The sequence below is a fragment of the Streptomyces sp. NPDC085524 genome, assembly GCF_044541755.1.
Classification (GTDB): Bacteria; Actinomycetota; Actinomycetes; order Streptomycetales; family Streptomycetaceae; genus Streptomyces.
Genome location: NZ_JBITTH010000010.1, coordinates 187001 through 202002 on the forward strand (window position 1 = coordinate 187001; position 15002 = coordinate 202002).

Sequence of the window (15002 nt, forward strand, 5' to 3'; positions counted from 1 at the left end):
ACCGGTTCAATACGGCCATGGACGAACAACGACACCTGCTCTCGGCCGTCTTCGGCCTCGCACGACCGGGCCCGGGCGGGCTGGAGTGCGGGGAGGCGGGACATCCTGCGGGGCACGTCTGCCTGGCGCCGCCGGAGGAGTACGACCTCGACGCGCTCGAGGAGACGCTCGGCATGGGGCTCGGGCGGCCGCGCAGCCTCGCCACGGGTGGCCGCGCCGATCCGGCGGCGTCCGCGCGGACCGGGCTGCCGCTGCTGGCCCCGTTCGGCGACCGGATCGTCGAGATGCGGGCGTGGGCGTACGGGGGCCGGTGGATCGGCTGCGGTGCCGCCCGCGTCGGCGAGGACGTACGCCTCGTGGTCCTCGTCGCCGAACGGGAGGACCCGGCGGCGGAGTTGCCCGAGGGCTCCTCGTGGGTGGACGCGGTGGTCTCCGTCACGGGGTGGGACACGGCCCGCACCCGTACGGTCGACTGGGCCGACGTCGAAGCCCGGCTCGGGTCGCCCCTGCCCGGGGACTACAAGCGGCTCGTCGAGGTGTTCGGGTACGGCGCGTTCGACGGCTTCCTCACGATGCGCGTCCCCGGCGCGCGGGTCCCGGGCGAGGACATCGTCCCGGTACCCGAGCGGGCCGACCCTGCCCGCGGTCTGTGGGATCCGTACGAGCCGTACCCCGTCCCGGGCGGCCTGCTGGAGTGGGCGGGCTCCGAGCAGGCCGACCGGTTCTTCTGGCTCACCGAAGGCCCCGACCCCGACCAGTGGCCCGTCCTCGTGACGGAGGACGTCCCCGACGCGTGGGTGCGGTTCGACGGCACGGCCGCCGAGTTCGTCCACCGGATGCTCACCGATCCGCGGCATCCCTTCTCGACGGCCCGCCACTTCGACACCCACTGGTTCCAGAGTTACGAGTCCGCGTAGTCGTACTTCATGCCGATGCCCAGCGTGCTCTGTGCCGGCAGGAGGCCGGTGGCCACGATGTCCAGGACCGGCGGGACGAGCAGGTCGGCGAGCCGCGCCGCTTCCCCGCTGCTCAGTGCGGACCACGGGGCGGCGGCGAGTTCGTCGGTCAGCTTCTCGACGGCCGTGCGCACCGCCGTGCCGGCTCCGGCTCCGGCTCCGGCGTGCAGGACCAGGGGTTCGACCGGGTCGAGGTGGTGGGCCTGGAGGGGGACGAGGTGGCCGTGCCCGCGGTGCTCGCGCAGGATCGTCGCCGCGTGCCACAGCACCGTGTACGGCTCCTCGGGCCGGGGCAGGGCGGCATTGGCGTCGGCCAGGGGACGCCCGGCGGTGTGCTCCGTCGTGCGTCATCTCGTGCTCCCCCGGGCTCGGTTGGTGTGCAGGACCGACGGGGGAAAGCCTAGGTGGGCAGGAGGGGACGGGCCGGTCGAATCCGGGTTCGAAGCGTGACATAACGTGCCCCCATGGATCAGGAGCACATACCCGGGTCGGCCGGGAGCGGCGACGGCGCGGGCAGGCGGCGGTTCCTCGCGATCGCGACGGGGGCGGCCACGGTGGCGGGGCTGGGGGCCGTCTCCGGCTGTGCGGGCGCCGACGGCGGCGCCGCGTTGCAGGGCGGGGACCACCACGGCGGCTCGGCCGCCCCCGGCGGGAAGCCTTCGGCGGGCGGCCCGCACGGCTTCGACGTCAAGGCCGAGAACGCCCGCCCCGGCAACGCCGACTGGCCGGTGGCGAAGGCCGGACCGGACCGCTCCGTCGAGGGGTTCGCGGACAAGGTGAGCGTGCTGCCCGGGGAGTCGTTCGGGCTGTACGTGTCGACGACGGCGCCCCGGTTCACCGTGTCCGCCTACCGGATGGGCTGGTACGGAGGCGCCCGGGCGCGGCTGGTGTGGCGTTCCGAGGCGCTGCCGGGGGTGCGGCAGCCGGAGCACACCGTGGACTCCGGGACCCGGATGGTCCGCACGCGCTGGGCGCGCACCACCACGGTCGAGACGAAGGACTGGCCCGAGGGCAGCTACCTGCTGCGGCTCGACGCGCAGGGCGGCGAGGGCCAGCGCTTCGTACCGGTGACCGTGCGGTCGGCCTCAACGGCCGGCCGTACGGTGGTGGTCAACGCCGTGGCCACGTGGCAGGCCTACAACCGGTGGGGCGGCTACAGCAGCTACGACGGCCCCAGCGGCGGCTACGCCTCGCGCTCCCTCGCGGTGACCTTCGACCGGCCGTACGACTACGACGACGGCGCCGGGCTGTTCCTGACGTACGAGGCCCCGCTGATCGCGCTCGCCGAGCGGCTCGGCATCCCCCTCGCCTACGCGACCACCAGCGACGTGGCGCGGGAGAAGCGGCTGCTGGAGGGTGCGGCGGCCGTCCTCTCGCTCGGGCACGACGAGTACTGGTCGCCGGAGCAGCGGGCGCACATCACGGCGGCGCGCGACGCGGGCACCAACAACGCGGTACTGGGAGCGAACTGCTGCTTCCGGCGGATCCGCCTCGAGGCCTCCGACCTCGGCCCGGACCGTACGGTGGTCTGCTACAAGTCCTCCTACGACCAGGACCCGGCGGTCAAGCGCGGCCATCCGGCGACCGTCGACTTCCGCTCGGCGCCCGGCGCGGACCCGGAGAGCTCCCTGCTCGGCGTGATCTACGACGGCTACCCGGTGGACGCCCCGTACGTGGTGACGAACCCGGGCCACTGGCTGTTCGAGGGCACCGGTGCGAAGGCGGGCGACCGTTTCGAGCACCTGGTCGGGGTGGAGTACGACAAGGTGAACACCGGATTCCCGACGCCCAGGCCGATCGAGATACTGGCGCACTCCCCCGTGGTGTGCGACGGGCGCCCGAGCCACCAGGACACGGCGTACTACACGACGTCGAGCGGGGCGGGGGTCTTCGCGACCGGGACGATGCGGTGGGTGGAGGCCCTGGACGCGACGGGCGACGGCCGCAGCGGCCGGAACCACGGTCTCGACGCGCGCTCCGGGGCGCTGACGACCCGGGTGACGGAGAACCTCCTGCGGGTCTTCGCCGCGGGACCGGCGGGGCGGACACATCCGGCGCAGGACAACGTCAAGGCGGTGTACGGGGGTTCGTGACGGCCTCGGTGGCGCGGGGGTGCGTGGGCTCCCGGGGGCGTCAGGCCTCCGGGGCTGCGTGCCCTTCCGGCGCCCGGCGGCCGGAATGCGGTGGACTCCCGCCGGACGGCGTGCCTAGGATCACGATCACGGCATCGCGTGTCGGTCACCGGCCGGGTGAGGCATGGAGGTGCCCGTGACGTGCCTTTCGGAGGCATTCACCCATGTCGGTCGAACTGAACCACACGATCATCCACTCCCGTGACAACCGGGAGTCCGCCGAATTCCTGGCGCACGTCCTCGGCCTCGAGGTCGGGGCGGAATGGGGACCCTTCATCCCCGTCGGCACCGCCAACGGCGTCACCCTGGACTTCGCGACCGTTCCGGCCGGGTCCATCACCGTGCAGCACTACGCGTTCCTCGTCTCCGAGGACGAATTCAGCGCGGCGTTCGAGAAGATCCGGTCCGCGGGGGTCCCGTACTTCGCCGACCCCCACGGCAAGCACCCCGGCGAGATCAACCACAACGACGGGGGCCGCGGGGTCTACTTCACGGATCCGAGCGGGCACGGGATGGAGATCATCACGCGCCCGTACGGCTACCAGGAGGACGGGACCGCATAGGTCTCCGGCCGCGGGCCCGGATGCCCCGGCCGGCTGTTCCGGCGGGGCAGCCGGGCCCTGGCCAGAGGTCAGAGGCCAGAGGTCAGAGGTCAGAGGTCAGATCGTGACCGGGCCCTTGGCGGTGGCGAACTCGACCGATACCAGGCCCGGTTCCTCGTCCTCGATCCACGTGACGTCGATCTGGTCGAGGGGGTGGTCGGCCGGTTCGCCGAGGAATTCGGAGATGGAGGCGGCGTCGCCGGCGATGGAGACCCCGTGGATGGTGGTGGAGGTGCGCGGGTCGGAGCTCGGGCGCTCCTCGTCGGGGACCATCCACTGCAGGAAGTAGGGCAGTTGCGGGTCCTCCATCAGTTCCAGCAAGCCGATCTGCTTCCACCTCAGGTCGAACCCGTCGGGGCGGACACGGTGGCCCTCGGACGAGGTGCGGCCGAGGCGGGCCTCGACCGGGGCGATGTCGTCGACGGAGACCACCCAACCGAGCCAGCCGCCGCCCTCGGCGGCGCGGCGCGCGACCGCCTGGCCGAAGGGTGCGCGGTCGGCGGCGGGGTGGTCGAGCGTGGTGACGACCTCGACGTAGGTGCCGCCGCTCAGCGGGAGGATGAAATTGCGGGTGCCGAATCGCGGGTGCACGCCGCCGTCCACGAATCCGGCGCCGAGGGCCGATCCGATCCACTGGACGGTCGAGACGAAGCTGTCGCGGGCCACCGCATAGGACACGTGATCAAGTCGCACCGCGCCATCATCACCTGACGGCCCGTGCAAGTCCCGACGCCACGCCCGCCGCCCCGGCCTCGTCCGCCGTGGATTCAGCCGTGGGGCGAAGCGACCGTCAGCTCTCCGCCTGCGAGCCCTCGCGGCTGAGCACGCGCGCTGCGCGGGATGAGTATCCGCACTCATCCCCCGCGGCCGGCGGCCGCCCAGACTGGGTGAGTCACCGCAGGTCAGTCAGCAGCAGGGAGCCACCGGTCATGTCCGCCCCGAACCCCACCCCCCTGAACCCCGCCGCGTACGCCGCCCTGTACGCCCCCGTGCCGGTCCCCGCGCCGCCCGCCCCGGTGAACAGGGCGCTCGTGGCGGCGGCCCTGGTGCTGTGGGCCGTCACGGGGATCGCGCTGTCCGTCATCGCCGGCTTCGTACTGCTGGTCGGCGTCTGGAGTGCCGCGTCCGGAGCGGACGTGACCGGGCTGCTGCTCTGGCCCGTGGTCGTGACCGCCGGGGCCGGCGGGGTGCTCACCCTCCTGTACTTCGCCCCCGGCATCCGGCGCCTGTCGCGCGAGGCCCGGTTCACGCTGCTGGGCGCCGTGGCCTGCCCCGCGCCGGTCGTGCTGGCGCTCTACGCCATGACCAGGTAGACGATGTGCGGCGCGCCCGTCTCCGGGTGGACCGCGACCCGGGCGTGCACCCCGTACACCTCGGCCAGCAGCTCCTCGGTGAGCACCTCGGCCGGCGGCCCGGAGGCCGCGACCCGGCCGCCCGACAGCACGTACAGCCGGTCGCAGAAGGCGGCGGCGAGGTTGAGGTCGTGGAGGACGAGCAGGCTGGTGGCGGGCAGGCCCCGGACCAGGGTCAGGATCTCCAGCTGGTAGCGGATGTCCAGGTGGTTGGTCGGCTCGTCCAGGGCGAGCAGGCCCGGTTCCTGGACGAGGGCCCGCGCCACCAGGGCGCGCTGGCGTTCGCCGCCCGAGAGCGCGTCGAACCGGCGGGCGGCGAAGCGGGCGGCGCCCACGGTCTCCAGCGCTTCGGCGACCCGGCGGGCGTCCTGCGGGCCGTCCTGTTCCCAGAACCGCTTGTGCGGGCTGCGCCCCATGGCGACGACCTCACGGACCGTCAGCCCGGAGGTGCCGCTCGCGTCCTGCGGCACGACCGCCGTCCGCCGGGCCCGCTCCTTGACGCTGAGCGTGCCGGCGTCGGCCCCGTCCAGCAGCACCCGGCCGGCGGTGGGCCGCAGGGTTCCGTAGACACACCGCAGCAGGGTGGTCTTGCCGCTGCCGTTGGGTCCGACCACGCCGACCGTCTCTCCGGGCCGGGCGGTGAGGTCGACGCCGTGCAGCAGCGTGTGTCCGTCGGTCTCGTAACGCAGTGCCTCGACCACGAGTTCCGTCATCCGGCGACCCCCTCGGTGGGTCCGGAGCGGCGCAGCATCCACAGGAAGAACGGGCCGCCGACCAGCGCCGTGACCACGCCGACCGGTATCTCCGCGGGAGCGGCGGCCGTACGGGCGAGGAGGTCGGCCAGCGACAGGAACACGGCGCCGCCCAGCGCGGCCACCGGCAGCAGTGCCCGGTGCCCGGCGCCGACGACCATCCGGGCGGCGTGCGGAACCATCAGCCCGACGAAGCCGATCGCACCGCTGCAGGCGACGAGCACGCCGATGACGAGGGAGGCGAGGACGAAGACGGCGGCGCGGAAGCGCCCGGTGTCCAGCCCCAGGGTGTGGGCGCCCTCGTCCCCCGCGAGCAGCAGGTCGAGGGGCCGGGCGAGGGCGGTGAGCAGGCCGGTGCCGAGCAGCAGTGCGGCCGCGGGCAGGGCGAGTCCGTCCCAGCGGGCCCCGCCGAGGCCGCCGAGGGTCCAGAAGAGGACGGAGCGCAGCTGGTCGGGGTGTGCGGCGAGCACGAGGACCAGGCTGGTGAGGGCGGACAGGACGTACTGGACGGCCACTCCGGCGAGGACCAGCCGCCCGGTGGTCATGGTGCCGCCGCGCCGGGCCATCGCGTAGACGGCGACGAGCGCGCCCATGGACCCGGCGAACGCGGCGAGCGGCACGCCCACGTCCGGCCCCGCGCCCGGCCCCGCGCCGGCCCCGAGGGCGGAACCCGCACCGAAGACGATCACGAGGACGGCCCCCGCCGAGGCTCCGGAGGAGGCCCCGAGCAGGAAGGGGTCCGCAAGCTGGTTGCGTACGAGGGCCTGCAGCACGGTCCCCGCCACGGCGAGCCCGGCGCCGACGAGGGCGCCGAGGAGGACCCGCGGCAGCCGGACGTCCCAGACGATGGCGGCGAAGGCTCCGGCGGGCCGTTCCCCCGACAGTCCGCCGAGGAGGATGCCGAGGACCCGGCCGGGGGCGATCCGTACGGGCCCCAGGGCCAGCCCCGCGACCGCCGAGGCCAGGAGCGCGGCGGCGAGCACGCCGAGGACCGTGGCCGTGCGGAGCCTCATGCGGCGTCGGGGTGGAGGCTGCGGCCCAGGGACTCGACGGCGTCGGCGACGCGCACGCCGAGGACGGCCGAGGACAGCGGCAGCACGACGAACCGCCGGTTCTTGACGGCGGGCACCTCGGCGAGCGCCGGATCGTTCAGCAGGCGCTGCTTCTTGGCTTCCACGGTGGTGCCGCCGTAGTCGTAGACGAGGACGACCTCGGGCTTGCGCTCGATGACCTTCTCCCACGACACGTCGGCGAAGGTGCCCTTGAGGTCGGCGAAGACGTTCGTCCCGCCGGCGAGGGAGAGGATCTCGTTCCCCATGCCGCCGCCCCCGGAGGTCGAGGCGGAGCCGTCTCCGGAGTCGTAGACGAAGACGGCGGGCCGGGGCCGGTCCTTGACCCGGGCGGTCACGGCGTCGATGCGGCGCTGCTCCTCCGCGATCAGTTCGGCGCCGCGCTCGGGCACGCCGAAGGTGCGGGCGACCTCGGTGATCTCGGTCCTGAGCTGTTCGAGGCCGATGGGACCGGCGGTGCAGTACTCCACGTTCAGGCGGGAGTTGATGCCTGCCCTGGCGAGCCCGGCGCGGTCGCGGCCCTGCGCTTTGTCGAAGGCGCTGGAGTAGCCGCCGTACACGAAGTCGGGACCGGCGGCGAGCAGGGTCTCCTTGGACGGGTACTCCTCGGCCAGCACCTCGATCCCGTCGTAGGCGGGCCGGTACGCGGGCAGCACGGCGTCGTCGAGGTAGGCGGTACCGGCGATCCGGTCCTGGAGCCCGAGGGCGAGCAGGAGCTCGGTGGCGTGCTGGTTCATGGTCACGGCGCGCCGGGGCGGACTCTTGAAGGTGCTGGTGACACCGCAGTTGGTGACGGTGTACGGGAACCCGGGCACGGCGGCCGCGTCCTGCGCCGCCCGCCCGTCCTCCTCCCCCGGCGAACCGCCACACCCGCCCAGCAGCACCAGAACCACCAGGGGCACAACGACACGCGGCAGACGCGAAAGAAGAGCGCGGGAACGCAACACGAGAACAGCCTCTCCGGGGGATCCTCGTCCCCTGGTCGACGTGAAGAAGAACAGAGGCGGTGCGTCAGTGTCTGACTCCCGGCCTCCCACACGGGGACGGCCGGTCACAGTGGCGGGACCGCACCGGAATCGCACCGGTTTCCTGTCCTGCACCGCCTTGGCTAGCGGCCCCAGTCTGCCAGACCGGCCGCGCAGCTCCCCGCTGCGAAGACACCGGCCTGCGCCCGCCACGCCACATCCCATGGCCGCGTACACCGACCGGACATGATGCTCGGCACATGGATCTTCCACAGCAGCTGATCGAACCGGGTGACGCGGGCGACCGGGTCGGACAGGCCGGTCACCCGGAATCCCCTTGTCATATGCCTACCGTCGCACCGGTCTCCGGGTCTACGGTGCAGCCACCGGACCATCCCGGGCCGGCGCCCCTCCCGGCCCTCCCCACGGGAGGGTCGTCGCGCGTCCGGGCCCCGGGCGGCCGCGTCCCGAAACAGCCCGCGCTCCGTCACGCCGTCCACGCGGACGCCCCATGGTGCACGGCTCAGTCGCCCCACTCCTCCGGGCCGCCGCCGAGCCAGCGGATCGGCGGCAGGCCGGCTGCGGTCTCCAGTCCGGCCGCCCGCAGCAGGTCGATGACCCCGGTGAAGGCGTGCGCGAAGCCGAGGGCCTGGTCCTCGCCGTGGACGTGGGCCACCACGGAACGGCCACCGGCGACGACGGGGTGGACGACGACATAGACGTGATCGGCCATGTCTCCAGCCTGAACCGCGCCGGCCGGTCCGGCACGCCGAGCTCGATGTCCGGACGGCAGTGCCGGCGGTATTCGAGCCGGCCGACACCGAGGAGTCGCCCCTTCCCGTCCATGGGCGGGCGCCCCGGCGTTGTCAGTGGCCGGGAGTACGGTCGGACCATCACATTCGAGCGATTGCCCCGTGGCTGCGGCAGCTACTCGAATCCCGCCCGTCGGCCCCTCAGGGGGACAGCGACCGACGGGCGGAGCCACGTCCGGACGGCGCCCGGCTCGGCCCGGCGTACCGAGCCGGCCCACCCACCGACCGGCCTTGGCCGAACACAGGAGCAGCCTCCCTGCGGACTCGCAGGGAGGCTGCTCTGTGCGAGCCGACCAGGCATTTCACCCGGCGCTCACGGTGGCAGGGGCGGCAGGATTCGAACCTGCGGCATCTGGTTTTGGAGACCAGCGCTCTGACCAGCTGAGCTACGCCCCTTCGGCGAGACCAACCATGGCACGGACCGCCTCGTAGATCCAACCGATTAACCGAATGCCCACCCCGCGAGACGCTCGCCCCCGCCGCCGGTGGCGGGAGCCGGCGGCCGAGAGGATCGTGGGCAGGGTTACCGGCGGATCCGATGGTTCCTGCAGGCCCCGGGGTCGGCTGCGGGTGCGGCTCGGGGCGGTGGCGGGTGCGGTGGGGCTCGCCGTGCCCGTGCTGCTCGGGGCGGGGCCCGGTGGTTCCGGCGAGACCATTCCGCTCAGGGGCCTGGAGCCGGGTGAGCAGCTCGACGTCACGCTGATGCGGGTGGTCGATCCGGCGGGTCCCGCGAGCGTGATCGCCGTATCGGACGCGAAGGCCGACGACCGCCTCGTCGCCGTCCGGTTCCGCCTGGAGAACACCGGGGCAGTCGTCTACAAGGACTCCCCCGCCGCCTGCGCCCACCTGCTGGACTCCGCCGGCCGCCGGTTCGAGGGCACCGACACCGCCACGACCGCCGGGACGGCCTTCCCCGACACCGTCACCCTCGACCCCGGCGACACGGCGGAGGGCTTCGTCACCTTCAGCCCCCCGCAGGACGCCGGTCCGGCAGCGGTCCAGTTCGCACTGAACGGCGGGCTCTCCGACGACGTGGGGCACTGGAGCCTGTCCTAGCGGTCCGAGCAGCGGTCCGAGCAGCGGTCCGGTGGCGCCCCCTTGACTCACTCTGGTCCAGACCAATAGTTTCCGGCATGCACAGCGCACGCGCACATTCCTCACTTCCCGCCTCCGCAAAGGAAGCCCATGCGCCGCAGCATGCTCGGCAGGCTGGCCGTCGCCACCTGCTCCCTCTCCCTGCTGACCGCCCTCGCGCCAGCCGCCGCGCAGGCCGACGGCGGGCACGAGCGCCCGTACAAGAAGGTCGGCTACTTCACCCAATGGGGGGTCTACGGGCGGGACTTCCAGGTCCAGGACCTGCAGGCGAACGGCTCCGCCGACAAGCTCACCCACATCAACTACGCCTTCGGCAACGTCAGTCCGGAAGGCAAGTGCTTCACCGGGAACGTGCCCGGCGAGGCGGACGCCTGGGCCGACTACGTGCGCCCCCTCGACGCCGCGAACTCCGTCGACGGGGTCGCCGACACCTGGGAGCAGCCGCTCGCGGGCAACTTCAACCAGCTGCGCGAGCTCAAGGCGAAGCACCCCGGCCTCAAGGTGCTGATCTCGCTGGGTGGTTGGAGCTGGTCCACGCACTTCTCGGACGCCGCGCTCACGCCGGCCTCCCGCAAGGCCTTCGTCGAGTCGTGCATCGACCTGTACATCAAGGGCAACCTCCCGCAGGACGGTACCCGCGGCGGTGCTGGCGCGGCCGCGGGCGTGTTCGACGGGATCGACCTCGACTGGGAGTGGCCCGGCTCGGCCGGGGACACCGACACGAAGTACCGTCCCGAGGACAAGGAGAACTTCGCCGCCCTCGTCAAGGAGTTCCGTACGCAGCTCGACGCGTACGCGCGCAGCCGGAAGCGGAAGTCCGCGTACGAGCTGACCGCCTTCGTCCCGACGGCCCCCGCCAAGATCGACGCGGGCTTCGACGTCCGCCGGATCATGCGCGACCTGGACTTCGTGACCCTCCAGGGCTACGACTTCCACGTGTCGGGTGAGGCGCGCACCGCCCAGCAGTCCGCGCTGTACGCCCGGGGCGACTTCAGCGTCGACGGCACCGTGGACGCCTGGCGGCGGCGCGGGGCGCCCGCGCACAAGCTCGTGATGGGCATGCCGTTCTACGGCCAGGGCTGGACGGGTGTCAGCGGCGGCGGGGACGGCATGGGGCAGCCCGCGACGGGTCCGGCGCCGGCCACCTGGTCCGCGGGGTACGAGGACTACAAGGCGCTCAAGAAGCTGGCCGGTTCGGGGACGTACGAGGTCTACCGCGACCGGCGCGGCGGGCACGCCTGGCTGTTCGACGGCAGCACCCTGTGGACGTACGACGACCCGCAGGTGCTGCGCGCGAAGACCGGCTACATCCGCGAACACGGCCTGGGCGGGGCGATGTTCTGGTCGCTCGACTCGGACACCGCCGACGGCGAGCTGATGACGGCCGTCGACCGCGGCCTGCGCGGCCACTGACCGGCGCCGCCGGGCCGCGGAAAAAGACCCGGCCCGGCGGCGCCCCTCCACGTACCCTCCCTCGCATGAGGAACTCGACGGTGCGGGCGGTCAACCGCCTCACGAGGCAGTGGGCCGCGCAGAACACGGACGCCGAGCGCAGCACGGTCACCGAGCGGGAGGCGCTCGCCGAGCGGGACGAGGCCGCCGAGCGCGGCACGCTCGCCGATCGGACCCCGGCCGCCGAGCAGGGCACGGTCTTCACCGCGGCCGGGGTCTGGCCGCTGCTCGCCCTCCTCGCCGACGGCGCGGACGGTGCGGCGCGCGAGGAGCTGGCGCAGGCCCTGGGCATACCCGCCGGCTCCGCGGCCGAGGCCGCCCGGGAGCTGCTGGCCGCGCTGGCCGGCGTACGGGGTCTCCAGTGCGCGACGGGGCTGTGGACCAGGGAGGAACTCCCGCTGGAGGAGCGCTGGTCGGCGCAGCTCCCGCCCGGGACCCGGGGCGGCCTCACGGGCGACGCGGACACCGACCGCAAGGCGCTGGACGCGTGGGCCTCGGACCGCACCGGCGGGCTGATCGAGCACATGCCGTTGCCGGTGACCGAGGACACCCTGCTGGTCCTGGCTTCGGCGCTGGCGCTGCGACTGCGGTGGATCCAGCCGTTCGACGAGTGCCGGGACACCACCGGACAGGGCCCGTGGGCCGGGCGCGAGCTGCCGGTGCTGCGCCGCGAAACCACCCTGCTGGACCGGGTCTCGGTGGCCCGGGGACCGCGGGGCCCGGTCACCGTGCTCGAGGTGGTCGGCAGCGCCGGGGTCGACGTGCACCTCGTGCTGGGCGAGCCGGAAGCCGCCCCCGGGGCGGTGCTCGCCACCGGGATCGACGCGGTCACCCGGGCCCTGCCGTCGACGGGCGCGAGCCTGCTCCCCGAGGGGGAGGCCGGGCCGGGGCTGACCGTCCGCAGCGTGCGCGCCGAGACTCCCGAACCCCGGCTGTCCATCCGGACGGTCGCCTTCGAGGTGCGCGCCGAGCACGACCTCCTCGCCCACGCCGCGCTGTTCGGGCTGCGGACGGCGAGCGACACGAGCCGGGGCCACTTCCCCGGGATCAGTACCAGGCCGCTGGCCGTCGAGTCGGCCCGCCAGTCGGCCCTGGCCCGCTTCCACGCGACCGGCTTCGAGGCCGCCGCCGTCACCGCCTTCGCGGCCGTCGCGGGCTGCGCCATGCCACGGCTGAGGTACCGGACACGGCGGGTGGACGTCCGGTACGACCGGCCCTTCGGGTTCCTGGCCGTGCACCGCACGTCGCGGCTGGTCCTCGCCGCCGGGTGGGTCCGCGAACCCGACCCGGTACCGTCCGAGGATGACTACTGACATGATCACCGCGGACGCGGCCGGCACCTGGCAGCTCGGCGACCTGACCGTCAACCGCATCGGCTTCGGCGCGATGCGGCTGACGCAGGACGGCGCCGCGCTGAGGGCCGGCGCGCCCGCCAGCGACCGCGGCCGCGCGATCCGCGTGCTGCGCCTCGCCGTCGAACTCGGCGTCAACCACATCGACACCGCCTCGTTCTACTTCTCGCCCCTGCGCTCCGCCAACGAGCTGATCAACCGGGCGCTCGGCCCCTACACCGACGACCTCGTCATCGTCACCAAGGTCGGTCCCGGCCGCGACCCGTCCGGTGCCTTCCACTGGGCCGCTCCCGGACAGCTGCGCGGGCAGGTGGAGGAGAACCTGCGCCAGCTGGGCCGGGACCACCTCGACGTGGTCAACCTGCGCCTCCCGGGCTCGGCGGCCGAGGAGTCGCTCGCCGAGCACTTCGGCGCCCTCGCCGAACTGCGCACGGCCGGCCTGGTCCGGCACCTCGGGATCTCCAACGTGCGCGCCCACCACCTGGCGGAGGCCCGGTCCATCGCTCCGGTGGTGTGCGTGCAGAACCCGTACGGAATCGATTCGCCCGCCGAGGACCACGCCCTCGTCGACCTGTGCGAGAAGGAAGGCATCGCCTTCGTCCCGTTCTACGCCATCGCCGGCGCGGGCAAGGAGGCCGGATCCGTGGCGGACGACGGCGCGCGGCTGCGCGCCGCAGCCGAGGCCCGCGGCGTGTCGGTCGCCCAGCTGCGGCTGGCGTGGACGCTGCACCGCGGCCCGCACGTGCTGGCGATCCCCGGCACCGGGAACCCGGACCACCTGGTCGAGAACGTCTCCGCGGGGGCCCTGCGCCTCACCGCCGAGGAGGTCTCGGTCCTGGAAGCCGGCCGGCCGTAGCGGCCAGGGCCGCCGTCTCCTCGAAGGCGGGCACCCGCCCGGTGCCCCCGCGGCCCGCGACGGAGAGCGAGGCGGCGGCGATGCCGTAGGCCACCGCCTCCTCGAGGGGGTCGCCGAGGGCGAGCCGGGCGGTGGCGGTCCCGGTGAAGCAGTCCCCCGCACCGGTCGCGTCGACCGGAGCCGGGTCGAGCGGCACGGGGTGGTACGCGGCCCGCGCGCCGTCGTCGAGCAGCAGCCGGCCCGCGCCCGAGGTGACCGCGACGGCCCGGGCGCCGAGCGTCCGGTAGCGGGCGGCGGCGGTGCGCGGGTCGTCCGTGCCGACCAGGGCCAGGGCGTCGGCCGGGCAGGAGGTCTTGAGCAGCCCGGTCAGCGGGGCGAGCAGGGCGAGCAGCGCCCGGGCCTCGGCCCGGCCGGTCAGGCGGGGGCGGAAGTTGGGGTCGTACGAGAGGTGCCCGCCGGCCCCGTGCACCAGGCGGGCGGCGGCCAGTACGGCTTCGCGGCTGGTGGGTGACAGGGCGCCGGTGATGCCGCTGGTGACGAGCGCCCGGCAGCCGGTGAGCAGGCCGCGCCAGGACTCGACGTGCTCGGCCGAGAGGGTGGAACCGGCGCTGTGGGTGCGCCAGTAGACGAACTCGCGGTCGCCGTCGGGGTCGGCGGAGAGCAGGTAGGCCCCGTTGGGGCGCGGGGCGCGGCGCACGTGGGAGACGTCGATGCCGAGCTCGGCGGCCCGCCGCAGCAGCGGCAGGCTGAGCTCGTCCTCGCCGACCACGGCCAGCAGCGCGGTGCGGGCCCCGGCGGCGGCTGCCGCGGCGGCCGCGTTGAGGGCGTCACCGGAGTAGGAGATGCGGGCCGGGGTGCCGTCCTCGGCGTTCCGCAGGGCGGTGCCGGCGTGGAGCTCGACGAGTACCTCCCCGAGTACGAGGACGTCGTACCCGCCGCGCCCGCCGCCGCTCACCGCGCCTCCGAGCAGCCCGCGCAGCACGGCCCGGCGGATCCGGCGAACAGGGCCGCCAGCTCCCCCGGATCGGCGGGCAGTCCGCCGCCGATGCCGACGGCGCTCGCCCCGGCGGCGATCCAGTCGGCGACCTCGGCGGGCCGTATCCCGCCGGTCGGGATGATCAACGCCTCGGGGAGGACGGCCCGGAGGGAGCGGATGAACCCCGGGCCGCCCACGTGCGCCGGGAACACCTTGGCCGCGCCCGACGCACGGACGGCGGCGGCGATCTCGCCGGGGGTGAACCCGCCCTCGACGAACACGGCTTCGCGGCGGGCGGCGGCTTCGCGGACTTCGGGAGCCGGGTACGGGGAGATCAGGAAGGCTGCGCCCGCATCCAGCGCGGTCTCGGCCTGCGCGGCCGTGGTGACGGTGCCGACGCCGATGAGGGCGGGGCGGCCGTGGGCGTCCGCGAGCGGGACGGTGCGGGTGAGGGCGTCGGCCCAGCCGGGCGTCGAGGTGGTCAGCTCCACGGCCCGGCACCCGGCGGCGAGCAGGGCGCGGGTGCCGCGGACGGCTTCGCCGGCGTCGGCATTGCGCAGCACCGGCAGCAGGCGCTGGGCTGCCAGCACGTCGTACGGGTGGCAGGACAAGGACCCCTCCCCTGTGTTC

The 15002-nt window shown here is 74.0% G+C and carries 15 protein-coding genes, 1 tRNA gene, 1 pseudogene and 1 riboswitch; of the genes and pseudogenes, 8 read left to right on the forward strand and 9 right to left on the reverse strand.

The window, feature by feature from the left end:
- The first annotated feature begins 17 nt into the window (after positions 1-17).
- Positions 18-917, forward strand: coding sequence for a hypothetical protein (locus ACIGFK_RS17760; protein WP_400052513.1), 900 nt, complete (start codon positions 18-20; stop codon positions 915-917).
- Here ACIGFK_RS17760 and ACIGFK_RS17765 read toward each other — a convergent pair.
- Positions 902-1288: pseudogene (locus tag ACIGFK_RS17765) on the reverse strand (hypothetical protein); the annotation flags it as partial. The gene ACIGFK_RS17760 and the pseudogene ACIGFK_RS17765 sit on opposite strands and share 16 nt — an antisense overlap.
- Positions 1289-1420: 132 nt before the next feature.
- On the opposite strand from ACIGFK_RS17765, the gene ACIGFK_RS17770 reads away from it, so the two are divergent.
- Entirely contained in the window at positions 1421-3049 is a 1629-nt protein-coding gene (locus tag ACIGFK_RS17770; protein WP_400052515.1) for a N,N-dimethylformamidase beta subunit family domain-containing protein, read from the forward strand.
- 203 nt (positions 3050-3252) lie between these two features.
- Positions 3253-3651 (forward strand): VOC family protein, encoded by a 399-nt coding sequence (locus ACIGFK_RS17775; RefSeq protein ID WP_376661132.1) that lies wholly within the window; start codon positions 3253-3255, stop codon positions 3649-3651.
- A gap of 96 nt (positions 3652-3747) precedes the next feature.
- On the opposite strand, the gene ACIGFK_RS17780 is transcribed toward ACIGFK_RS17775, so the two are convergent.
- Positions 3748-4383: a VOC family protein gene (locus ACIGFK_RS17780; RefSeq protein WP_376661131.1), complete on the reverse strand. Its 636-nt coding sequence runs from the start codon at positions 4381-4383 to the stop codon at positions 3748-3750.
- A gap of 236 nt (positions 4384-4619) precedes the next feature.
- On the opposite strand from ACIGFK_RS17780, the gene ACIGFK_RS17785 reads away from it, so the two are divergent.
- Entirely contained in the window at positions 4620-5003 is a 384-nt protein-coding gene (locus ACIGFK_RS17785; RefSeq protein WP_376661130.1) for a hypothetical protein, read from the forward strand.
- Here the strand turns inward: ACIGFK_RS17785 and ACIGFK_RS17790 are convergent.
- From ACIGFK_RS17790 to ACIGFK_RS17810, 5 genes are all read right to left on the reverse strand, one after another.
- A complete protein-coding gene (locus ACIGFK_RS17790) occupies positions 4985-5755 on the reverse strand; it encodes an ABC transporter ATP-binding protein (RefSeq protein ID WP_400052517.1) in 771 nt (256 codons plus the stop codon). The genes ACIGFK_RS17785 and ACIGFK_RS17790 overlap by 19 nt on opposite strands.
- Positions 5752-6807 carry a FecCD family ABC transporter permease gene (locus ACIGFK_RS17795; protein WP_400052519.1) on the reverse strand — a complete coding sequence of 352 codons (1056 nt, stop codon included), beginning with the start codon at positions 6805-6807 and terminating at the stop codon, positions 5752-5754. Before ACIGFK_RS17795 ends, ACIGFK_RS17790 begins: the two co-directional genes overlap by 4 nt.
- Positions 6804-7766 (reverse strand): ABC transporter substrate-binding protein, encoded by a 963-nt coding sequence (locus ACIGFK_RS17800; protein ID WP_400052521.1) that lies wholly within the window; start codon positions 7764-7766, stop codon positions 6804-6806. The genes ACIGFK_RS17795 and ACIGFK_RS17800 overlap by 4 nt, the downstream gene beginning before the upstream one ends.
- A gap of 110 nt (positions 7767-7876) precedes the next feature.
- Positions 7877-7957, reverse strand: a riboswitch (cobalamin riboswitch).
- 395 nt (positions 7958-8352) lie between these two features.
- Positions 8353-8562, reverse strand: a complete 210-nt coding sequence (locus ACIGFK_RS17805) for a hypothetical protein (protein WP_376661126.1) — start codon at positions 8560-8562, stop codon at positions 8353-8355.
- 398 nt (positions 8563-8960) lie between these two features.
- Positions 8961-9037 (reverse strand) — tRNA-Trp (locus ACIGFK_RS17810).
- 174 nt (positions 9038-9211) lie between these two features.
- Between ACIGFK_RS17810 and ACIGFK_RS17815 the strand changes: the two genes are divergently transcribed.
- From ACIGFK_RS17815 to ACIGFK_RS17830, 4 genes are all read left to right on the forward strand, one after another.
- Entirely contained in the window at positions 9212-9697 is a 486-nt protein-coding gene (locus ACIGFK_RS17815; RefSeq protein WP_400052522.1) for a hypothetical protein, read from the forward strand.
- A gap of 129 nt (positions 9698-9826) precedes the next feature.
- Positions 9827-11149: a glycoside hydrolase family 18 protein gene (locus ACIGFK_RS17820; RefSeq protein ID WP_400052523.1), complete on the forward strand. Its 1323-nt coding sequence runs from the start codon at positions 9827-9829 to the stop codon at positions 11147-11149.
- A 65-nt stretch (positions 11150-11214) separates the two neighbouring features.
- Positions 11215-12501, forward strand: a complete 1287-nt coding sequence (locus tag ACIGFK_RS17825; protein ID WP_400052525.1) for a serpin family protein — start codon at positions 11215-11217, stop codon at positions 12499-12501.
- Complete coding sequence (locus ACIGFK_RS17830) at positions 12491-13396, forward strand: aldo/keto reductase (protein ID WP_376657046.1); 906 nt, start codon at positions 12491-12493, stop codon at positions 13394-13396. The genes ACIGFK_RS17825 and ACIGFK_RS17830 overlap by 11 nt, the downstream gene beginning before the upstream one ends.
- On the opposite strand, the gene ACIGFK_RS17835 is transcribed toward ACIGFK_RS17830, so the two are convergent.
- Together ACIGFK_RS17835 and ACIGFK_RS17840 are read right to left on the reverse strand one after the other, a co-directional pair.
- A complete protein-coding gene (locus ACIGFK_RS17835) occupies positions 13353-14378 on the reverse strand; it encodes a PfkB family carbohydrate kinase (protein ID WP_386467628.1) in 1026 nt (341 codons plus the stop codon). The genes ACIGFK_RS17830 and ACIGFK_RS17835 overlap by 44 nt on opposite strands.
- Positions 14348-14983 (reverse strand): bifunctional 4-hydroxy-2-oxoglutarate aldolase/2-dehydro-3-deoxy-phosphogluconate aldolase, encoded by a 636-nt coding sequence (locus tag ACIGFK_RS17840; protein WP_376657048.1) that lies wholly within the window; start codon positions 14981-14983, stop codon positions 14348-14350. Before ACIGFK_RS17840 ends, ACIGFK_RS17835 begins: the two co-directional genes overlap by 31 nt.
- Positions 14984-15002: the final 19 nt, after the last annotated feature.